The organism is Kocuria sp. ICS0012, assembly GCF_001665945.1.
Lineage (GTDB): Bacteria > Actinomycetota > Actinomycetes > Actinomycetales > Micrococcaceae > Kocuria > Kocuria marina.
The window spans coordinates 58811-80558 of sequence record NZ_LZMM01000050.1 but is presented as its reverse complement, the minus strand read 5'-3'; the positions used below and the strand labels follow the sequence as shown (position 1 = coordinate 80558).

Sequence of the window (21748 nt, the reverse complement as noted above, 5' to 3'; positions counted from 1 at the left end):
CCGCTAGGTTCCGGGGACCTCTGCGGCCTGGCCGCGGGGGTCCCCGTAGAGGTTCTGGGCCAGGCGCACCACGGCACACAGCGCGGGGTTGGGGTCCGCCGCGCGCCACATGAGCTGCACGTCCAGGGGGCGCTGCGGCTGGGCGAGGGGCCGGAACACCACGCCGTCCGAGGCGACGTTGTCCCGCACAGTGTCGAGGCTCAGGGCGCAGCCGATCTGGGCGGCCACGAGCACCACCAGGGTCCACGAGTCCGGCGCCACCTGGGCCACGCGTGGCACGAAACCCGCCGCTGTGGCGAGGGAGGTCAGCCGGTTCTGTAATGCGGCCCCCGGACCCGAGGGCAGGATCACCCAGGACTCCTCGGCCAGCTGTGACATCTCCACCCGGGGCGCGTCCGCCAGCGGGTGGTTGCTGGGCAGCACCACCATGACCTCCTCGTGGCCCAGCACGGACGAGCGCAGCTCCGAGGGGATGAAATCCCACCGCCCGATGGCCACGTCCAGGGAGCCGCCCAGCACCTTCTGCATGGCGGTGTGGGAGAACTGCGAGCCGTGCAGCTCCAGGTGTACCCCGGGGCGGTGGGTGCGCACGTGGCGGGCCAGCTCCCCCACCTGCCGGTTGATGGACGCTCCCGCGAACCCGAGGCGCACGCGCCCGGTCTCTCCGGTCATGGACTTGGCCACCGCGGTGCGGGCCTGTTCCGAGGCCGCCACCAGCTCGCGCGCGGGCTCCAGGAGGGCCGCCCCGGCCGGGGTGAGCGAGACCTGCCGAGTGCTGCGCTCGAACAGCTGAGCACCCAGGGACTTCTCGATGCTCTTGATGAGCCGGCTCAGGGGTGGCTGCGCGATCCGCAGGTTGGCGGCGGCGCGCCCGAAGTGCAGTTCCTCGGCAACCGCCAAGAACGCCTTGGCTTCGTGGACTTCCATGGGCGGAGCCTACGTGATTGTTGCCACACGCGCATCAGTCCATCGCTCTTCTTGTATTGGACAGAACCTAATGACGGTGATTGTGTGGGATGAAACACATTCCCCGTCCCAGTGGAGCGTTCATGTCCCTCACCCAGGATCCTGCGACCTCCGGGCCGCTCAGCGGAGTGGTCGTCGCGGACTTCTCCCGCGTGCTCGCGGGGCCTTACTGCACCATGCTGCTCGCGGACATGGGCGCCACCGTGGTCAAGGTGGAGAGCCCCACCGGGGACGACACCCGCGGGTACAAGCCGCCTAGCCGGGACGGGGTGGGCACCTACTACCTCTCCGTGAACCGCAACAAGCACTCCATCGTGCTGGACCTGCGCGATCCGGCGGACCTGGAGACCGCCTACGAGATCATCGACGCCGCGGACGTGTTCATAGAGAACTTCAAGCCCGGCGGGCTGGCCCGCTACGAGTTGGATCCCGAAGCCGTGGCCGAGCGGTGGCCCGGGCTCATCCACACGAGCATCACCGGATTCGGCACGGACCGCGGCGCACACCTGCCGGGCTACGACCTGTTGGTCCAGGGCGTCTCAGGCTTCATGTCCGTGACCGGCTCCGCGGACGGCCCACCCCAGCGGGCGGGCGTGGCGATGTTCGACGTCCTCACCGGGCTGCACGCCGCAGTGGCCATCCTGGGCGCCCTGCACGAGCGGGACGTCTCCGGCAGGGGCCAGCACATCCATCTGGATCTGCTCTCCTGCGCGCTGTCCTCCCTGGTCAACCAGACCACGGGCTACGCGGCGTGCGGCAACGACCCCCAGCGCATGGGCAACGACCACCCCAGTCTGTTCCCGTACGGACCGTTCCCCACCGCGGACAAGGACCTCATCATCACGGTGGGCAACAACCCCCAGTTCCGGCGTTTCGTCACGGTGCTGGGCCTGCCCGAGCTCGCGGAGGACCCGCGCTTCGACACCGTGGAGAACCGCAACCAACACCGTGAGGAGTTGCGCCCGCTGCTCAACAAGGCGCTGTCCTCGGACACCGCCGAGGTGTGGGCGTCCCGGTTGCAGGCGGAGGGCCTGCCGTGCGCCCCCATCCTCACCATCCCCGAGGGCGTGGAGTACGCGGCCTCCCTGGGCCTGGACCCCGTGGTGCAGGTGGGCGAGGGCGACGAGGCCGTGCCCCTGATCAAGAACCCCGTGACCTTCAGTCGCACCCCGGTGCGCTACGACAAGGCCCCGCCCGCCCTCGGTGCGGACGGCACCGATGTCATGGCCTGGCTGCGTTCCCGTCGCGCCGCCCACGACGACACCCCCGCACCAGAGCGCGCGGCCGTCGGTGCAGTGCTCGCCGCCGCGCACGACGGCGCCGCCGGTTCCCCGAGCGACGCCCCGAACCGCGCGTAGCCCCTCCCCACACCAGAATCTCGCGCCGCAGCGAGGCGGAGCCCCGCCTCCCGGCCACCGAAAGGACCCGTGATGAGCGAACTGCTCGAGAACCCCGACTTCTTCCTGCTGGACCAGGAACTCTCCGCCGAGGAGATCGCCCTGCGCGACCGCGTGCGCGCCTACGGTCAGGAGCACGTGCTGCCCGCGATCAACGCGTTCTGGGAGCGCGGCGAGCACCCCCTCCCCGCGTTCAAGGGCCTCGCCGACCTGGGGGTCGTGGGAACGTTCATCGAGGGCTACGGCTGCCCCGGACTCTCCCGCCAGGCCGCCGGGTTGGTGGCCCGTGAGATGGGCCGGATCGACGGCTCCGTGAACACGTTCTTCGGCGTGCACTCCAACCTGTGCATGGGCAGCATCTACATGCTGGGCAATGAGGAGCAGCGCCAGCGGTGGCTGCCCACCATGGCGAAGATCGAGACGACCGGTGCGTTCGCGCTCACCGAGCCCACCCACGGCTCGGACTCGGTGTCCCTGGAGACCTCCGCGCGCCGGGACGGGGACCACTGGGTGCTCAACGGGCACAAGCGGTGGATCGGCAACGGCCACGCCGCGGACGTGATCGTGCTCTATGCCCGGGACGAGGCGGACGGACAGGTCAAATGCTTCGTGGTGGAGAAACAGGAGGACGGCGAGTACCCGCAGGGCTACCTCCCCACCGTGATCGACGGCAAGATCGGCAAGCGCGCCATCAACCAGGCGGACATCGTGATCGAGGACCTGCGGGTCCCCGAGGAGAACCGGCTGGAGAACTGCCACAGCTTCAAGGACGTCAACAAGGTGCTCAAGGCCACCCGCGGCGGTGCCTCGTGGGAGGCCGTGGGGCACGGCATGGCGGCGTTCGAGATCGCCGCGAACTACGCCCTGGAGCGTGAACAGTTCGGGATGCCGATCGCCAGCTACCAGCTGGTGCAGGAGCGGCTGGCCACCATGCTCTCGGACCTGACCTCCATGCAGCTGCTGTGCACCCGCATGGCGCAGTTGCAGGAGCGCGACCAGCTCACGGACGCCATGGCCTCCATGGTCAAGATGACCACTTCCCGCAAAGCCCTGGCCATGTGCCGCACCGCCCGGGACATGCTGGGCGGCAACGGGCTGTTGCTGGAGTACCACATCGGCCGTCACCTCACCGACATGGAGGTGGTCTCCACGTACGAGGGCACCGACTCGATGCAGGCGCTCATCGTGGGCCGGGAGATCACCCGGATCTCGTCCTTCACGCGCACGCGCAGCTGACGGGTCCGGGCTGGTGGGTACGCCGTAAGGGTTCGTGAGTTCTGTTCCGGGCCTCGCCGCGAGAAGATGATGGGCATGGTTAACCGCGTAGGTAGTCAGTCCTTTGCGACGAGCAGTACCGCTTCGACCTCATTCGTGGGACGTCGCAGGGAACTGAAGGAAGCGCGGGCCACGGTGTCCCGCTCGCGGTTGACGACCCTCACGGGTCCCGGAGGCGTGGGCAAAACCCGCCTGGGGATAGAAGTCGGTCAGCGCTTGCAGACCCATTTTCGCGACGGTGCGTGGATGGTGGATCTGGGATCCCTCAACCCTGGTGCCCCCATCAGCCCGATAGTCGCCTCCGCCCTGGCCATTCAAGACCAGTCGAATCGCGGGGCGCTGGAACGAGTGACGGACTACCTGCAGGACAAGGAGTTGTTGCTGTTCCTCGACAACTGTGAACACGTGCTGCCCGGGGCCGGGGAGTTGGTGGACCGTGTCCTGGCCACGGCCCCGGGGGTGAGGATCCTCACCACCAGCCGTGAGCCCCTGAGCATGGCCGGCGAGGCGATCTATCCCGTGCCTCCCTTGGCGACACCCTCCGTGGAGGACGACCATGCGGTTCAGGACCTTGAACGCTTCGAATCGATTGCCTTGTTCGTGGACCGTGCACGGAACGTGGTGGGTGACTTCGCGATCACTCCCGAGAACCAGAGGGCCGTGATCGAGTTGTGTACGCGCCTCGACGGCATGCCACTGGCCATCGAACTCGCCGTTGCGCGGTTGCAGAGCATGTCCGTGACCCAGTTGCTCGATCGCCTGGACCAGCGCTTCCGATTGTTGAGCCGCGGGTCTCGCACTGCTCAGCCCCGGCACCGGACACTCCAAGCGTTGATCGACTGGAGTTACGAGCTCTGCACCCCGGAGGAGCAGGTGCTGTGGCAACGGCTGTCAGTCTTCCCCAGCAGTTTCGATCTGGAAGCCGCCGAGGAGATCTGCAGTTTCGATGGTCTCGTCCCGGATCTCGTTCTGGACTTGTTGGATCGCCTTGTGGCCAAGTCCATCCTGCTCACCGAACGCAACGGGGAGGCAGTGCGCTACCGCCAGCTCATGACCGTGCGTGAATACGGCGCCGACCGGCTGAACGACGGCGCGGCCACTGAGCTGCGCCGTCGTCACCGGGATTGCTTTCTTCGCAGGGCGGAAACCATGGTCGAACAGTGGTCTACTCCGCGCCAGGGTGAGTTCATCCTGCGCGCTCGCACGGAACGCCCCAATTCCATGGCGGCATTGCAGTGGTCCGTAGCCACCCCCGGTGAGATCAACGCTGCTGCACGCCTGGCGGTGGCGTTGCGTCACCACTGGGTGTCGGACGGTTACCTCAGCGAAGGACGTTTCTGGCTCGACCGTGTCCTGGGCGAGTACGACGACGCCCCGGAACGACACGAACGAGGATCCGCGTTGTGGGTGGTCGCCTGGGTCAGCCTGTTGCAAGGCGATCACGAAGCTGGCGCGGAATACCTCGCCGAATGCCGACGGGTAGCCACGGCCCTCGGGGACGACGGCCTGCTTGCTCACACGGAGCACTGGAGCGGTTTGTACGGCATCTTCACAGGGGACCTCTCCTCCGCGATAGTTCACTATGAACGCGCAGTAGCCGCCCACGACCGCGTGGGCGATCTGCACAGCCCTGACGACCGAACTGCTCTCGTGGGTTGCCGCTTCCACCCGTGATTTCCCGCGCGCCGTGGAACTCTCTGGCGCCGCGGCCTCCGTGTGGCGCAGTCTGGGAACCACGATCCGGGCGTTCGGGCCCCACATCGACGAGATTTCCCGGGCCTCCGCCAAGCGTGTCCGACAAGGACTCGAACCGGGAACGTCGGATTCCTCACCCTTCGAGCACAAGCGCTTGACCAAGGAGGAAGCGATCGCGGTGGCACTCGCCGAACCGCAGGATGCCGATCAGGAGACGGACATCCAACCGCTGACCCGCAAGGAATGGCAGGTCGCTCAACTGGTGGCTCGGGGGCTGACCAACAGGCAGGTGGCCGAAGAACTGGTGGTCTCGCCGCGCACCGTGGACGGCCACGTGGGTCGCATCCTCACCAAGTTGGACGTCACGACCCGCATGCACATCGCATCGTGGGTCGACGGCAGACGAGGAATGTAAGGCGCGAAGCACGACATGCACTGGCGCCCCGGATCGAGAGGTCCGAGGCGCCAGTGTCAGCCGGTCAGCGCGTGAAGAAACGCTGGTGCGGCTGGGACTCAGACGGTGATCATTGCCGCGGAGCGCACCGAAGGAAATACGCCTGAGAGGAACTCCTCGATCTCCGCCGTGTCCCCCAGCGGGAAGATGCCGGCCACGTACTGGTCGGGGCGAACCACTACCACCGCACCGTCCGCGCTGATACCGCGCTCCTCGAAGATGTCGTGCCCCTCCAACGTGCCAAACACCTTCTCCATGTCCGTCAGTCGGAACGTGCCGGTTTTGGGCTTGAACGCCTCCGGCACGTCCGAGACATCGAATTCGGTGTGCCGCTGGCGGTGGATCAACTTGGTGTCGAACAGATCGGGAGACAGCGATCCTTCAGCCCAGTGGGCCCAATCCTGGAGGGTCTGGGAAACTCCCGGAGCTGCGTCGTCAGCGAAAACGTAGACACGCCACCGACCGTCCGCGAAGTGATCGTGACCGATGTGCATGGGCACCAGATCGCACACACGGCCCACCATGGCGGACTTGAAACGCCTACCGAGCGGGTATCCCTCAGCGAGTTCCTGGTGCTTGGTGTCCGCCGTGATCATCGATGGCTCGTACTCGGTGAGGTAGCCCGCGTTGAACTCGGCGTTCTTCGTGTAGAAATCCTCCAGTTCGTTGGGGTTCTCGAACTGGTCACTCGGCTGCGCCATGAGGGTGGACCATGCCTTGTCGAACTCGATCAGACGATGGGCGATGTCCTTGCGCTCCTCCGCGTAGGTGCGCAGCAGTTCCACGGGGCTGTTTCCGGAGAGCACGTGGCCCAGTTTCCACCCCAGGTTGAACCCGTCCTGCATGGACACGTTCATACCCTGCCCCGCCTTGGCCGAGTGCGTGTGGCACGCATCCCCGGTGATGAACACGCGGGGGTCCTGGCTGGAGGTCTTCTCCGAGGCGCGGTCATCGAAATGGTCGGAAACGCGGTGACCCACCTCGTAGATCGAGTGCCACACCACGTTCTTCACATCCAGCTTGTACGGGCTCATGATCTGCTGCGCAGTGGCGATCACGTCCTCGAGTGGAGTCTCACGCACGGAACGATCACCCTCCGCCACTTCACCCAGATCCACGTAGAGCCGGAAGAGGAACCCGCCCTCGCGCGGGATGAGCAGGATGGTGCGACCGGTCGAGGACTTGATGGTGCACTTCTTGCGAACGTCCGGGAAGTTGGTGTCAGCGTAGATGTCCATCACGCCCCACGCATGGTTGGCCTGCTTGCCGTGCAGTCGATACCCCAGGGACTTGCGCACATTGCTCCGAGCGCCGTCCGCCCCCACCACATACTTGGTACGCACCTGAAGCTCTTGGCCCTCGTCGGGTCCGGCCGTGCGGCGCAGGGTCACCGTGATCGGGTATTCGCGGTTCTCTTCCTCGGGGGCGACTTCCATGTCCACGAATTCGTAGCCGTAATCCGGTTCCATCCGAGTGGGCGCGTTCTTCATGAACCGATTGAAATGATCGATGATGCGCACCTGGGTGATCAGCATCATGGGCCATTCGCTGAATTCTTCCGGCAGTTCGCGGGTGCTCATCTCGCGGATGATACGTTCCGGGTCCTGGGATCAGGCTTCCAGAAAGCCATGTCCGTGATGGTGTGCGCTTCTTCGTAGATCTCGTGGGCGAAGCCGAACGCCTGGAACGTCTCCATGGTCCGGGAGTGCACGCCATCCGCATTGGCCAACGGCAATCGGTGTCCCCGGCGTTCGATCAACCTGGTGTTGACCTCTGGGAACCGGGACAGCTGTGCTGCGGTGATCGACCCGGCGGGACCGCACCCCACGATCAGCACATCCATGGTGTCGGGCAACTCGGCGGGACGATCCACCCCCGAGCCCTGAGCGGGCATAGTCATGGGATCACCGGTTTGATAGCCATCTACATGAAACTGCATGATATCTCCTTGGAGGAATGGAATGACATTCTGTGTTTTGTCTCACACGATATGGATCTCACTCGGTAACTCACAAGCAGTTCAGTCGCTACAGACAACATCCGCCTCAAAAACTGGATCGGCTAGCATGAAATTGGCGTTGTCGTAAGGGTAGGACTACGCAATTCGACCATTCGGACGAAATTCATATTGATTAGTTACCGAACGCTTTTGATATCTGGCAGATCTCGCCGTCGGAATTCGCCCCCAATGAGCACGCTAGGTCCGAATGTCGCCCCAGAACTCGTTCGCCCACTGAGCCCCCCTGGTGGCGCTCTCGGCCCGGGCGGCCCACCCCGGAACTCACAGCACCGTCCGGGCGGAACGTGTCACCATGGGGACGGGCCCGCCACACCCGGGTGGGCCCACCTGTCCTTCTATCGGTGAGGTAAGTCTTCCGTGTCCCACGCCCCCTCCCCCCGCGGCCCCGAGGCCTCCTATCCGCAGTTCGCCGGCCCACCGGCCGGGACCTCCGCTCGCTCGGTGACCACCCGGACCGTGGTCGGTGCCTTCCTGGCGCTCGCGGTGCTGTGGGGTCTGGTCATGCTCATCGCGTACGGCAGTCTGCACACGGTCACGGGTCAGGCACTCGACGAGGTCGCCCTGGCCCAGGCCAAGGCCGACCGCAATGTCTACTTCCCCGGCGCGGCCCTCGTCCTCGCGCAGTACGTCCCGGAGCTCGGGGCGGTGGCCGCCGGTGTCCTCGCGCTCGTGTGGGCCGTGCGCTACCGCCGTTGGACGGCCGCCGTATGTGCCGCGGGGGCGGCGTTCGCTGCGAACGTGACCACCCAGTTCCTCAAGCACGGGGTGCTCGACAAACCCGATTTGGGGATCCAGCAGATCGCGTCCAACTCGTTCCCGTCCGGTCACACGACCGCGGCGGCCTCCGCGCTCATGGCCGTGCTGCTCGTGGCGCCTCCCCACCTGCGGGCCAGGGCGGGGCGCTGGGGAGCCCTGATAGCGGCGGTCATTGGCATGCTCACCATCCTCAACGGTTGGCACCGTCCCACGGACGCCGCGGCCGCGCTGCTCATCGTGGGCGGGTGGGGCGTCGTGGCAACCCTCGTGGCACGCGCCGTCGACGCCGCTCTCTCCCGTACCGACGCCCGCCCCGGAGCGGCATCGCTCCAGTTCTACCGGCAGTTCCGGAAGAACCGTTCGCGTAGACGCCAGGACATCGAATGGAGCGAGGACCGGGGCGAGAGTGCCTATCTTCCGCCGGCCCACGAGCGCGCCGAGCGGCAGTTCGCGGAACAGCAGCGTGGTGAGCAGGAGCGGGCGGCATCGTACCCGCAGGCTCAGCAGGGGTACCCGCACGCGCAGTACGGGCACCAGCAGCCCCAGCCGACGTGGTCGCAGCCCGCCCCCTACGGAGCGCCCGTGTACCGCCCGCGATTCCCCGCGCGACCCCGGTTGGGCACCGCGATCACCCTGACCGTGGTGGCCGCGGCATTGCTCGCGGCAGCAATCTGGTGGCCCTCCCCGACCGTGGCGGGCACGCTCGCCGGGCGGGTCACGCTCACGGCGGGGTACGTGGGCATCGCGGCAGCCGGGGCCCTGGGGTGGTCGCTCGTGGCGCGGCGACTGCGCGACACGACCCGGTGACTACGAACGCAACTGCTATCGAACGTCCGGGAGTGACGACCGGCTAGATCGCCGCCAATCGGTCCAGGAAAACCCTGGCCACGCCGGCCTGGTACGGCAAGCGGTACATCGAGGCGGTGGACGGGCCCTCACCGGAGAGGCCCACGTCCCGAGCGCGCCGGATGGCCAGCTCCATGGTGTCCGCCTGCTGGGACACGAAGTTGCCGGTCACGGGCGAGCCGTGGCCCGGCACGAACACCCGGTAGCGTTCCAGAGTCGCGAGCGCGCGCAAGGACTCCACCCAGCGCTGGGGGTAGGCGTCCTCGAAGTTGGGGTCCGCCCCCTCCTCCACGAGATCACCGCAGAAGACGACGTCGTCCACGCCCACGCACACGTCGTTGTCCGTATGACCGGGGCCCAGGAAGAACAGGGTGACGGGGCGTTCCCCCAGGTCGATCCGGGTCAGGGAAGGCCTGCGACCGTCCCCCGGAAGAGTGTTGGTGGGCATAACGAGCTGGGTGTCCATGCCCTGGCCCTCACCCATCTCGGGTTCCTGCGTGCTCACGAAACTGCGCTGGTACTCGCCGACCTCCGCCATCGCGGCCGCGCACGCCTTGTGCGCCCAGAACTCGGTGGCCCCGGCGCGCGTGAACACCGCGTTACCCATGTAGTGGTCGTAGTGCGCGTGCGTGTTCACCACGGTGAGCGGTAGCTCCGTGAGCTCACGCACCGCGGTCAGGATCTCCCGGCCCTGGCGAGGCCCCGCACCCGTGTCGATCACCAGGGCGCGCTGAGTGCCCAGCACCAGACCGGAGTTCAATCTCCAGTTCTCGGTGCCGATCACATAGACGCCGGGGCGCAACTCCTGGGTGCGTGCCATGGGGCTCACTCTATCGGCAACCCCGCACCCTCTACGTATCGCCGCAAGCCACCGGGGCATGTGGCACGACGCCGCTCCGGCCGCCCCGCGCGACGGGAACCCGCGGCGGGGCGGTGCTACTGTGTGCCGCGTGTTTTCGACCAACCCCGACACCCCCGTGACCCCGGCGGGCCGCTTCGCGCCGTCGCCGTCGGGGGACCTGCACCTGGGAAACCTGCGCACGGCCCTGGCCGCGTGGGGATTCGCGCGGGCCACGGGGCGCCGCTTCCTGTTGCGCGTGGAGGACCTGGACCGGGTCAAGAAGGGGGCCGCACAGCGCAACGTGGCGGATCTGCGGGCGATCGGCCTCGACTGGGACGGCCCCGTGGACCACCAGTCCGAACGCATTCCCCGATTCCTGGACCGCGTACAGGATCTCACCGAGGCGGGCCTCACGTACGAGTGCTTCTGCACGCGCAAGGAGATCCACGCGGCGGCCTCCGCTCCCCACGGCATCCCGGGCGCGTACCCCGGCACGTGCCGGAACCTGAGTGCGGCCGAGCGCGCGCGACGTCGTACCCAGCGACCCCCCGCCATCCGGCTGAGGGCGCAGACGCGGGAGTTCACGGTGCACGACCACTTCGTGGGCGAGTACACGGGAGCCGTGGACGACATGGTGCTCGTGCGCAACGACGGGACGCCGGCGTACAACCTGGCCGTGGTCGTGGACGACGCCGAACAGGGTGTGGACCAGGTGGTGCGCGGGGACGACCTGTTGCCGTCCGCTCCGCGACAGGCGTATCTCGCGGGGCTGCTGGGGCACCGGGTTCCCGAGTACGCCCACGTGCCGCTGGTGCTCGGTCCCGCCGGGGCGCGGCTCGCCAAGCGGGACGGCGCCGTCACGCTCGGGGAGCTCGAGGACATCGGGTACACGGCGCAGGACGTGCTCGCGTGGCTCGCCGGCTCTCTGGGCATCGTCCACCCCGTGCGCACCGCCGCGGACGTGCTGGACCGCTGGGACCCGAGCTCGTGGCGGCGCGAACCCGCGACCTTCACACCGTGGCCGGTGACGCGTCCGTAGGGCCTCCGGAGCGGTAGGGTTGTGAACTGTTTCATACGGCTCACATGGGATCTGCGTCACCTCCCCTATACAGTGGACGCAGTCCAACGACCCCGTACCGGAAGGCACGAGTATGTCCGATCAGGCGTACCAACTCCTGGCGATCCTGGCATATTTCATCGCCATGATCTGCATTGGCCTGTGGGCCAACAGCAAGACCAAGAACCTCGACGACTACATGCTGGGCGGGCGCAACCTCAAGCCCGGCGTGGCTGCGCTGTCGGCCGGCGCGTCGGACATGTCCGGATGGCTGCTCATGGGTCTGCCCGGTGCCGTGTACCTCTCGGGTCTCGTGGAGGCGTGGCTCGCGATCGGGCTGACCATCGGTGCGTGGGTGAACTGGAAGATCGTGGCACCGCGGCTACGCGCGTACACCGAGGTCTCCCACAACTCCATCACCATCCCGTCCTTCCTGGACAACCGCCTCAAGGGCAACACCCGCGTGCTGCGCGTGATCTCGGGTGTGATCATTCTGGTGTTCTTCACGTTCTACGTCTCCTCCGGCATGGTGGCCGGCGGTGTGTTCTTCCAGTCCTCGTTCGGCACCAGCTACCTCACGGGCATGCTCCTGGTGGCCGGGGTGACCGTGCTCTACACATTCTTCGGAGGCTTCCTGGGGGCGTCCTACACGGACCTGTTCCAGGGTCTGCTGATGCTGGGCGCGCTGCTGCTCGTGCCGATCGTGGGCATCTTCCTGGTGGGCGGGCCCGGTGAGATGGCCACCCGGATCGAGAACGTGAACCCCGACGCGCTGTCCCTGTTCGCGGGCGGCACTGCGGTGGGCATCATTTCCTCCCTCGCGTGGGGCCTGGGCTACTTCGGCCAGCCCCACATCATCGTACGCTTCATGGCGCTGCGCACCCCCGCGGACGCCAAGTCCGGGCGCCGGATCGGCATCGGCTGGATGATCCTCACGGTGCTGGGTGCCATCGGCACCGCCCTGGTGGGCATGGCCTACTACGGCAACCGCCCGGGCCAGGAGCCCACGGACCCGGAGGCCATCTTCCTGGACATGTCCCAGGTGCTCTTCCACCCGCTGATCGCGGGCCTCGTGCTCGCCGCCGTCCTGGCGGCCGTGATGTCCACGATCTCCTCGCAGCTGATCGTCTCCTCCTCCGCGCTGGTGGAGGACCTCTACAACCTGGCCGTCAAGCGCACCCCGTCCCCCAGTGCGCAGGTGTGGCTGGGCCGCGGTGGCGTGCTGCTCGTGGCCCTCGTGGCGGCCGCTCTCGCGTGGGAACAGAACTCCACCATCCTGGACCTCGTGGGCTTCGCGTGGGCCGGCTTCGGTGCCGCCTTCGGCCCCGTGGTGCTCATGAGCCTGTTCTGGCGCAAGCTCACCAACGCGGGCGCCATCAGCGCCATGGTCGTGGGTGCCGCGACCGTGTTCCTGTGGCAGTACACCCCGTGGAGTGACCTCTACGAGATCATCCCGGGCTTCATCCTGGGTGGTCTGGTGGGCATCATCGTCTCGCTGGCCACCCACCGGGAGAACCCCGAGATCCAGCGCGAGTTCGACGAGACTCTCCGCCTGGTCCACCACCCCGAGCAAGCCGATCCCACCGCCGCGGCCAAGGCGGCCGCCGGTGGCACCACCCCCGGGACCGTCTGAGTTCCACGGCCTGCGCCGCGGCGCAGACGGACGACGCCCTCGCACCGCACGGTGCGAGGGCGTCGTTCATTCCTGCGAAACCCGTTCCGCCGGGGCGCGCGGGCTCAGAAGCCGAGGTCGTGCAGCGAGGACCGCATGGTCCCCGCTGACGCGCGCAGCTGCTGCTTCTCCGGCTCGCCCATGGGAATGCGCAGCTGCTGGCCCACACCGGCGCCCCCCACCACGGACGGCACGGACAGGGCCACGCCGCTCACGCCGTAGTAGTCCTCCAGCACGGTGGACACGGACAGCACCGACTGCTGGTCCTTGAGCACGGCCTCCGCGATACGCACCCCGGCCAGGCCGATCGCGTAGTTGGTGGCGCCCTTGCCCTCGATCACACGGTAGGCGGCGTTGACCACCTGGTCCTTGAGCTCGTCCAGGCGCTCGGTGGTGAAGGGCCGGCGCCCGTCCACCTCCCACTCGCTGAGCGGTACCTGACCGATGCTCGCGGAGGACCACACGGGGAACTCGCTGTCCCCGTGCTCACCGATGATGTAGGCGTGCACGCTGCTGGTGTTCACCTGCGCCTCGCTGCCGATCAACCAGCGCAGCCGGGAGGTGTCCAGCACGGTTCCGGAGCTCATGATCCGCTGGTGGGGAAGCCCGGTGATCTGCTGGGCCACCACGGTGAGCACGTCGCACGGGTTGGTCACCAGCACGAAGACCGCCTGCGGCGCCTGCTCCACCAGTTGCGGCATGAGCGACTTGAGGATCGCGGTGTTCGCACCGGCCAAATCCAGGCGGGTCTGCCCGGGGCGCTGCTTGGCGCCGGCGGTCACGAAGACGATGTCCGCGTCCTTGAGCACGGCGACGTCGTCCGAGCCCTCCACCCGGACGCCCGGGGCGAACATCTGGCCGTGGGAGAGGTCCAGTGCCTCGGCCTCCACCTTGGCGGTCTGCAGGTCGTAGAGGGCGATGTCCGTGGACGTGCCCCGGATCATCGCGGCGTAGGCCAGGGATGTCCCCACGGATCCCGCCCCCACGATCCCGATCTTGGTTCGGCGCACGGTAGTTTCGTTTGACGGGCTCACGGCTCATTCTCCATTCGACGCACTCGGTCCGACCGCGCCCGCGGGGGACCCGCGAACCCGGATCAGCTGACGGGGACGGCGACGCCGTTCGGTGGCGTCCCGCGCGGTGGGCACCGCGCGGTCCCCACCCCATTTTCGGCCGCGACGGCGATGCCTGGCAATGAGCAGCCCACGTCGGGGCGGTGATGTCCCGCGCCGTCGTGGGCTGCGCTCTTCGAGTGTGCTTCAACGCGGAGGCCACGGCCGACTTTCCAGACACTCCCAAGCCACGGCCACGTTTGAAGGCGCTCCCGGGTCCGGGCCACACGCCCTGCCCAGGTCAGCAGTGGTAGGTGTCGGTGGGGGCCTCGAAGTGCATGTCGTAGCCCTCCGGCAAGCGCATCCCGAATGCCGACGCCAGCCCCAACACCTTGCGGGCCCGGGCCAGTCGGGGCAGGTCGGAACCGTTGCGGATCTGACCGCCCTCGGCCTCGAACTCCCCCAGGAACTCGGTGGCCCAGGACAGCTCGCTCAGGGACGGGGACAGGCCCTCGTTGACCGTGGCGGTCTGCTCGGGCATGAGGCACAGCTTGCCGGTCATGCCGAACTCGTCCGTGACGCCGGTGGCCTCGGCGAGCTTGGCACCCAGCGCGCCCACCGCCGGGCCGTCGATGGGACCCGGGAGGTTCGCGGCGCGGGAGGCGATGGTGAACTGCGAGCGCGTGTACGCCAGCGCCATCGGGTTCTCGCCGAAGCCCGTATCACGGCGGTAATCGCCGATCCCGAACGCCAAGCGATACGTGGAGCGCGCGGTGGCGATGTCCTGCAGGTTCTGCACCCCGCGGGCGGTCTCCACCAGGGCCACGATGCGGGTGCCGCGCAGTATCTCTGCGGTGCGGGTCACGTGCTCGGGGGACTCGGTCATGGCCAGCATCACGCCGTCCAGGCCGGGGACGTCCCTCAGCGCCAGGAGGTCGTCCTCCCACCAGGCGGTGCCGAAGCCGTTGACGCGCACCCACGCGCGGTTGACCTGACCCTCCTGGTTACGGGAGCCGAGCCACGCGATCACGTTCTCGCGGGCCTGGGCCTTGTCCGCGGGTGCCACGGAGTCCTCGACGTCCAGCACCACGGCGTCCGCGGCACTCTGCGCGGCCTGGTCGAAACGGGACGTGTGGGAGCCGTTGACAAGCAGCCACGAACGGGCCAGTTCCGGGCCCACGGCGGGGGTCTCGGTGGGATCGATGGTCATGGTGGTTTCCGCAGTGGTGGTGGTCATGAGAGTCACTTCGCGATCTGTGTCTGAGAACGGACACGCCCCCTCTGACCTCGGTGTCCGGGCACGTGCGGGCGGTGAGCCGCGGCTGCGCGGGTGCTCTCCGGCCCTCCCGTGCGGCGTGACGGGTGAGGTGGGGTAGCGCGGGCAAGCCGATCACACGGACCGGCCTGGACGATGAGGGGCCGGTGCGGGTCGTCTGCCAGTCGTGCTGCCCGGTGCTTCCGCGCCGTGAGGTGAACGGTCGGACCCAGGGCGCACGTGGTGATGCACTCCGGGGTGGGGCGAAACTTCACCGTAACGCAGCTCACAGCGGATCTCAAACGGGGTGTCCACGGCCGTCCCGTCCGCACCGCACCACCTCCGTGGTCAGGCTTCAGCAGCCTCCACCCACCTGCACCGCCCCGGCCCGGCGCAACCGTCCAAACCCCCCACCGCCCGGGCCGCGCTCGCACACCGGGCCCGCGCTGTCCGCCCGCGCACGGGCCCCGCTCAGCCGTCCCGCCGCAGCGCGCGGGAGGTCTTGGCTGTGGCCACCGCGTTCCACGGGTCCTCGGGCCAGGGGTGCTTGGGGTAACGGCCACGCATCTCGGCCCGGACCTGGGCGTAGGGCCCCGACCAGAAGGACGCGAGGTCATCGGTGATCGCGAGCGTGCTCCGCCCCGGGGAGAGCAGGTGGAACTGCACGGGCACACGCCCGGCCACGACGCGCGGCGTCTGCGCCCATCCGAAGCACTCCTGCAGTTTCACCGCGACCACCGGCGGACGGGCGGGTTCGTCCTCCGAGAAGACCGCCGGGTAGTCGATCCGGGCGGTGTTCCCGCTGGGAACCATGAGCCGCTGGGGGACCAGCTCGTCCAAGCGCGCCGCCTCCGGCCAGGGCAGCAGCCTGCGCAGCGCATCGACCACGCGGATCGACCGCAGCGACCCGCCACGCGCCACGTCCCGCAGTTCGGGGGCGAGCCATTCGGTCACGCGCTCGACCAGGGCGGCGTCGTCGACCCCGGGCCACGGCTCCCCCAGGTGACGACGCAGCAGCGCGAGCCGGGCGCGCAGCCCGCGGGCAGCGTCGTCCCACGGCAGCAGGTCCAGGCCCTCGGCGGCGAGCGCGGCGCGGATGGCGGGCACGGCCGTGTCCGGATCCGCGCGGACGGGCGTGGCGGAGAGCTCGATCGCGCCCACCGCACGCACCTCGCGGGTGCTCACGCGACCGTTCGAGAAGCTCGCGCGCGTCTCAGTGCGGGCAAGCGGACCGGCGGCGAGCTGCGCGTGCGCCAGGTCCAGGGGTGCCGCCGCACGGATCACCGCGCCGGTGCCCGCGGCAACCCTGCCCGCGGCGCGCGTCAGTTCGGCGACGGCCAACCACTCGTGGTGACGCAGCGGGCTCCCGGTCTCCAGCCCCGCGCGTGTTCCGGAGGCGAGCAGCCATTGGTCCCCGTGGGCATCCATCCGCCGGGCAATCCACTCGGGCCGCGCCAGGGCCACGACGACACCCTCCCGGACGTCGTCGGGCACGTCCGATTCCGGCCCGCGGGGCGGCGCGTCCTTGTTCTCCTCGGCTCCCTCCGCCGCACCGTCGCCCGCCAGCGCGGGGTGCGCCGCCATCCGCTCCAACCGCTGCGCCTCGCGGCGCCACCGAGCGGACTCGCCACCGCGGGAGGAGCGCAGCCCGCGCACCAGCGCGGGGACGTCCGCAGCGGGCACGCGGACGCCGTCGGAGACGGCGGCGATGACCTCCGCCGCCGTTCTAGCACCCACGAGGTCCGCTCCGTCCAACAGGGCGCGACCCCAGCGGGGTTCCACCGGCAGGGAGACCAGCAGGCGTCCGAGGCCGGTGGCGCGGCCGTCCTCGGCTACCGCGCCGAGGCGCGTCAGCTCGGCTTCGGCGTCCGCGCGGGCACGGTGCGGCAGCGGGTCCGGCAGGGCCATCCCCTCACCTCCCGGTGAGCCCCACACGGCGAGCGCGAGGCACGCGGCGGTGAGGTCCGCCGTGCGCACCTCGGGAACGGAGTGGGCGGGCATGGCGCCCCAGGCGGCGTCGTCGTAGCAGCGCACCACCGTGCCCGGGCCCTGGCGAGCGGCGCGGCCGGCGCGCTGCTCGGCCGACGCCTTGGACGCCGAGACCGTGACGAGCCCGGAGATCCCGCGCCCGGCGTCCCGGTGGGGCTGGCGGGCCAGACCAGAGTCCATCACGAGGCGCACGCCGTTGACGGTGAGCGAGGACTCTGCGAGGGACGTGGTGACCACGATGCGCGGGCGCTCCCCCGGCGCGCGGCCCGCGACGGCGCGGTCCTGCTCGCGCGGGCTGAGCTGACCGTGCAGTTCCAAGACCTCGGCGTCGGTGAGGCCGCGCAGCTCGGCCGCCACACGGGAGACCTCCCGGGCGCCGGGGAGAAACACGAGGGCGTCCACGGTCGGGTCGGTGGCCACGGCGCGGGCATGAGCCGCCGCGGCGGTGCGGGCCACATGAGCCAGGAACGCGGGGGTGACACCCCGTTCGTCGAGGCGCTGCGGGCCCGGCGCCCACTCCACTGTGAGCGGATGCAGCGCGGACGGGCAGTCCACCACCGGAGCGGGCGCGTCCCCTCCCAGCAGGGCCGCAAACCGTTTCGCCTCCACCGTGGCGGACATGGCCACGAGCACGAGGTCCTCCCGCAGCTGCCGCAGCTCCGCGAGCATCCCCACGAGCAGGTCCGACTCCACGCCCCGCTCGTGCACCTCGTCCAGCACCACGGCCGCGGTCCCGGCCAGTTCCGGGTTCTGCAGCAGTCGGCGCAGCAGGATGCCGGGGGTCACGAACTCCACCCGAGTGGCCTTCGACGTCCTGCGCTCGCCCCGCACGCTCCAGCCGACGACGCCGCCCGGCTCCGTCACCGTGAGCGCGGCCAGCCGGCGCGCGGCGGCCCGAGCGGCCACCCGGCGGGGCTGGACGACGACGACGCGGCCGGTGACGGGATCAGCATCCGCACCGGACGCCCCTACGAGGTTTTCCCGGACCGCGTTGGACACCATCGGCGGCACGAGAGTGGTTTTGCCCGTCCCGGGCGGGGCCTGCACCACGGCCGCGCCCCCGCGCAGCGCCTCCTGCAGAGCCGGCACGGACTCCGCGAACGGCAGGCCCCGGCCGATCCGGCGGACGTCGAACGGGGCGGCACTCATGGGTTCCAGTATGGCCGAGCCCTCGGACGTGGTTGTTAGGGTGGGCAGCCCCCGACGGAGAGGTGGGCATGAACTCGACCGCGAAACGTGGCCGCGCACTGGGCATCGGCGCGATCGTCGCCGGTGTCATCCTGTTGGTGGTGACAGCGGTGACGGGAATGCTCACCTTCACGTTCCTCACCTTGACGTTCGTGGCCGTGGTCGTCGGCGCGTGCGCGGTCGCGATGGCGGGCCGCTCGAACGGCCACGACCGAGCAGTGTCGGCGGGCACAGCGACGTCAACGGACCCGACGCCGAGTGGGACGGCGCCCCGGCCACCTGCCTAGAGTGGTACCCATGACCAACGCGCAGCTTCCCGAGCAGGTATCCGAGATTTTCGACCCGCAGCAGTGGCGTCCGGTGCAGGGCTTCGAGGACCTGCAGGACATCACCTACCACCGCGGGGTGGAACGGGACGGGGACGTGGTCAGGGATCTGCCGTGGGTGCGGATCGCGTTCGACCGGCCCGAGGTGCGCAACGCATTCCGTCCCGGGACCGTGGACGAGTTGTACCGCAGCCTGGATCACGCCCGGATGTCCTCGGACGTTGGCGCCGTGATCCTCACGGGCAACGGCCCCTCCGCCAAGGACGGCGGGTGGGCGTTCTGCTCGGGCGGCGATCAGCGCATCCGCGGCCGGGACGGCTACCACTACGCCGAGGGTGAGACCGCGGACTCCATCGACCCGGCCCGCGCCGGGCGCCTGCATATCCTGGAGGTCCAGCGTCTGATCCGCACGATGCCCAAGGTCGTGATCGCCGCGGTCTCCGGTTGGGCCGCTGGCGGCGGCCACTCGCTGCACGTGGTGTGCGACCTCACCATCGCGTCGAGCGAGCACGGCAAGTTCAAGCAGACGGACGCGACCGTGGGTTCATTCGACGCCGGCTACGGCTCCGCCTTGCTGGCCCGCCAGGTGGGCCAGAAGTTCGCACGAGAGATCTTCTTCCTCGCGGATGAATATTCCGCCGAGGACATGCACCGGATGGGCGCGGTCAACCGGGTGGTCCCGCACGCGGACCTCGAGACGACGAGCGTCGAGTGGGCCCGCAAGATCACCGCTCAGTCCCCGCAGGCCGTGCGGATGCTCAAGTACGCGTTCAATCTCCCGGACGACGGCATGGTGGGCCAGCAAGTCTTCGCGGGCGAGGCCACCCGCATGGGCTACATGACCGACGAGGCCGTCGAGGGCCGGGACGCCTTCCTCCAGAAGCGCGACCCCGACTGGTCCGCGTTCCCCTACTACTTCTGAACATCACGGCATGTCGGATTATCCGAATGATCCCGCGCTGCCGGGTGAGCCCGTGCCGGCACCCGAGGCGCGGGCGCTGCCGAGCGACGTCGTCACCCTGGACGGGCCCGTCCCCGGGGACCCACTCGAGCTCGTACCGCGCCTGACCGCAGCCCTGTCCCGACCGGGCCCTGCGGTGGTCGTGGCGACGTCTGGCTCCACCGGGCGCCCCAAGAAGACCGTGCTGAGCACGCAAGCTCTCACGGCCTCCGGTCGCGCCACCGAGCGTGCCACGACAGGCCCCGGTCAATGGTTGCTGTGCCTACCGGCGCACTACGTCGCGGGCATCCAGGTGCTGGCGCGCTCGGTGCTTGCGGGCACGCGCCCGGTCGCGATGCCCACCGAGCATTTCACCCCCGCCGCGTTCGCGGACGCCGCGCAGCGGCTCACCCATCCGGTGCGCTACGTCTCGGTGGTGCCTACGCAGCTGCAGCGCATTCTGGACCCGCGCGACGGCGCACCCGACCCGCGCGCCGTCGCCGCCCTCGCCCGCTTCGATGCCGTCCTCGTGGGCGGCTCCGCGCTGTACCCCGACCTCGCCGCGCGCGCCGCGGACGAGGGCGTGCACGTGGTGCGCACGTACGGGATGTCGGAGACGTGCGGGGGCTGCGTGTACGACGACGCCGCGCTCGACGCCGTCACCGCCGGGATCGTCCCCGACGGTGCACCGTCCAGCGCCGTACCCGACCCGAACGAGCGCCGGGAGGGCCGGATCTGGCTGGGCGGGGCGGCCGTGGCCGACGGCTACCTGGACGATCCCGCCCAGACCGCGGACCACTTCCGTGTGATCGGCGGCGTGCGCTGGTACCGCACGGACGACCTCGGTGTGCTGCGGGAGGACGGGACGCTCAGGGTGCTGGGCCGCACGGACGACGTCATCAACACCGGCGGTGTGAAGGTCTCCGCGGGACTGGTCGCGGCCGAACTGCAGCGTGATGAGCGGGTCCGCCAGGCACTCGTGCTCGCGGTGCCGCACCCGGAGTGGGGGCAGGCGGTCGCGGCGTTGATCGCGCTGCGGGAGGGCTCGGACCTCAATGCCGTGGAGCGTGAACTGTCCTCGGCGATCCGGGACGGGCTCGGAGCCCCCGCGGTGCCCAAGCTGTGGCGTCACGTGGCGCAACTGCCCATGCTGGCCACGGGGAAACCCGACCGCCGTTCCGCCGAAGCGTTGTTCGCCAGCCCCGATGTATAGCGCGCCGGCGTTCCACGGGGCCGGGGTGTGGCTGCCGACCGCGACAGGCCGGGCGGTCCTGCGTGACGAACCCACGGACGGGACGAGGTGACATCATGCCCGCGCACTCCCTCGACCTGGTGCTCTCCCCCGCCTCAGATGATCTGATCCGCTCGCGGTGGGCGGCACTGCACGGGGCCGGTCTACCGAGCCTCGCCACGCATCGCGGTGCGTCCAACGCCCCGCACATCACCGCACTGTCCGCGCCCTCGATGCCCGAACACGTCCTGGCCCGAGCACGGGAGATGTTCTCCGCATTGTTGCCGTGTTCCGTGGACATCCCTGGGTTGCTCGTTGTGGGGCACGGGCCGTTCGTGCTCGCGGAGTCGGTGATTGTGCCACCCGGGGTCACGGAGGCCGTCCGCGAGCTGGAACGGATCGCGGCGGAGTCCCGACCCCCGGCGCGCCCGTGGGTTCCGCACCTGACCCTGGGTAAGCGACTCACCGCGTCTCAGGTGGGTAAGGCCTTGGAAGTACTCGCAGACGTGCCCGCACCGCGCGCGGTCGAGATCACGGGCCTGCGACGGTGGGATCCCGACCAGCGCGTCACCGCCATGGTGGTGGGCTGAACCGGACCGGGCGGCTTACCGCGTTCGCGCCGTCGTCATCCCTTGGGCTCGGCGAGACCGCGCATGTCTGACGCACTCAGGCGCCCCAGCGCCCGACCGGAATCCGCGACCGCCTCCACGGCCGGGCCGCTGAGACCGCCTGGGCTCATCGTGTCCCCGGAACGTGTGCACGTGCACAGCGCGTGAAACAATGACACG

Annotated in this window: 16 protein-coding genes and 1 pseudogene; 11 read left to right on the top strand and 6 right to left on the bottom strand. The window is 69.2% G+C overall.

Translation table 11 applies throughout. The annotated features are described in order from the left end of the window. Nucleotides 1-3 precede the first annotated feature (3 nt). Entirely contained in the window at nt 4-927 is a 924-nt protein-coding gene (locus tag A5728_RS08790; protein WP_064846670.1) for a LysR family transcriptional regulator, read from the bottom strand. A gap of 122 nt (nt 928-1049) precedes the next feature. Between A5728_RS08790 and A5728_RS08785 the strand changes: the two genes are divergently transcribed. The 4 genes from A5728_RS08785 (at nt 1050) to A5728_RS13615 (ending at nt 5748) form a co-directional block, all read left to right on the top strand. Next, complete coding sequence (locus A5728_RS08785) at nt 1050-2324, top strand: CaiB/BaiF CoA-transferase family protein (protein WP_064846669.1); 1275 nt, start codon at nt 1050-1052, stop codon at nt 2322-2324. A 72-nt stretch (nt 2325-2396) separates the two neighbouring features. After that, nucleotides 2397-3599: an acyl-CoA dehydrogenase family protein gene (locus A5728_RS08780; protein WP_064846668.1), complete on the top strand. Its 1203-nt coding sequence runs from the start codon at nt 2397-2399 to the stop codon at nt 3597-3599. Nucleotides 3600-3734: 135 nt separating this feature from the next. Beyond that, on the top strand, nt 3735-5312 hold the full coding sequence (locus A5728_RS08775; RefSeq protein ID WP_156523420.1) for a hypothetical protein: 1578 nt from the start codon (nt 3735-3737) through the stop codon (nt 5310-5312). A gap of 13 nt (nt 5313-5325) precedes the next feature. After that, the gene (locus A5728_RS13615) at nt 5326-5748 is read left to right on the top strand and encodes a LuxR C-terminal-related transcriptional regulator (protein ID WP_197493135.1); all 423 of its coding nucleotides are present in this window, start codon (nt 5326-5328) and stop codon (nt 5746-5748) included. Between the two features lie 98 nt (nt 5749-5846). On the opposite strand, the pseudogene A5728_RS08770 reads toward A5728_RS13615, so the two are convergent. Next, nucleotides 5847-7726: pseudogene (locus tag A5728_RS08770) on the bottom strand (FAD-dependent monooxygenase). Nucleotides 7727-8164: 438 nt separating this feature from the next. Here A5728_RS08770 and A5728_RS08765 point away from each other — a divergent pair. Beyond that, the gene (locus tag A5728_RS08765) at nt 8165-9370 is read left to right on the top strand and encodes a phosphatase PAP2 family protein (RefSeq protein WP_231885583.1); all 1206 of its coding nucleotides are present in this window, start codon (nt 8165-8167) and stop codon (nt 9368-9370) included. 43 nt (nt 9371-9413) lie between these two features. Here the strand turns inward: A5728_RS08765 and A5728_RS08760 are convergent, their stop codons facing one another. Further along, nucleotides 9414-10229, bottom strand: coding sequence for an MBL fold metallo-hydrolase (locus A5728_RS08760; protein WP_035965106.1), 816 nt, complete (start codon nt 10227-10229; stop codon nt 9414-9416). Nucleotides 10230-10359: 130 nt separating this feature from the next. Here A5728_RS08760 and gluQRS point away from each other — a divergent pair, with 130 nt between their 5' ends. Both gluQRS and putP read left to right on the top strand, forming a co-directional pair. After that, a complete protein-coding gene (gluQRS, locus tag A5728_RS08755; RefSeq protein ID WP_064846667.1) occupies nt 10360-11289 on the top strand; it encodes a tRNA glutamyl-Q(34) synthetase GluQRS in 930 nt (309 codons plus the stop codon). 112 nt (nt 11290-11401) lie between these two features. Further along, the gene (putP, locus tag A5728_RS08750) at nt 11402-12940 is read left to right on the top strand and encodes a sodium/proline symporter PutP (protein WP_064846666.1); all 1539 of its coding nucleotides are present in this window, start codon (nt 11402-11404) and stop codon (nt 12938-12940) included. A gap of 104 nt (nt 12941-13044) precedes the next feature. Here the strand turns inward: putP and A5728_RS08745 are convergent, their stop codons facing one another. The 3 genes from A5728_RS08745 to hrpB form a co-directional block, all read right to left on the bottom strand. After that, nucleotides 13045-14013, bottom strand: a complete 969-nt coding sequence (locus A5728_RS08745) for an L-lactate dehydrogenase (protein ID WP_064846665.1) — start codon at nt 14011-14013, stop codon at nt 13045-13047. Between the two features lie 319 nt (nt 14014-14332). Next, nucleotides 14333-15268, bottom strand: coding sequence for a CoA ester lyase (locus tag A5728_RS08740; RefSeq protein WP_064846664.1), 936 nt, complete (start codon nt 15266-15268; stop codon nt 14333-14335). A gap of 489 nt (nt 15269-15757) precedes the next feature. After that, nucleotides 15758-18424: an ATP-dependent helicase HrpB gene (hrpB, locus tag A5728_RS08735; protein ID WP_064846663.1), complete on the bottom strand. Its 2667-nt coding sequence runs from the start codon at nt 18422-18424 to the stop codon at nt 15758-15760. Nucleotides 18425-18492: 68 nt separating this feature from the next. Between hrpB and A5728_RS08730 the strand changes: the two genes are divergently transcribed. The 4 genes from A5728_RS08730 (at nt 18493) to A5728_RS08715 (ending at nt 21550) form a co-directional block, all read left to right on the top strand. Then, complete coding sequence (locus A5728_RS08730; protein WP_064846662.1) at nt 18493-18750, top strand: hypothetical protein; 258 nt, start codon at nt 18493-18495, stop codon at nt 18748-18750. 10 nt (nt 18751-18760) lie between these two features. Beyond that, nucleotides 18761-19711, top strand: coding sequence for a 1,4-dihydroxy-2-naphthoyl-CoA synthase (locus A5728_RS08725; RefSeq protein WP_064846661.1), 951 nt, complete (start codon nt 18761-18763; stop codon nt 19709-19711). Nucleotides 19712-19721: 10 nt separating this feature from the next. Further along, entirely contained in the window at nt 19722-20942 is a 1221-nt protein-coding gene (locus A5728_RS08720; protein WP_064846660.1) for an AMP-binding protein, read from the top strand. Nucleotides 20943-21037: 95 nt separating this feature from the next. Next, nucleotides 21038-21550: a 2'-5' RNA ligase family protein gene (locus tag A5728_RS08715; protein WP_064846659.1), complete on the top strand. Its 513-nt coding sequence runs from the start codon at nt 21038-21040 to the stop codon at nt 21548-21550. The last annotated feature ends 198 nt before the right edge of the window (nt 21551-21748 follow it).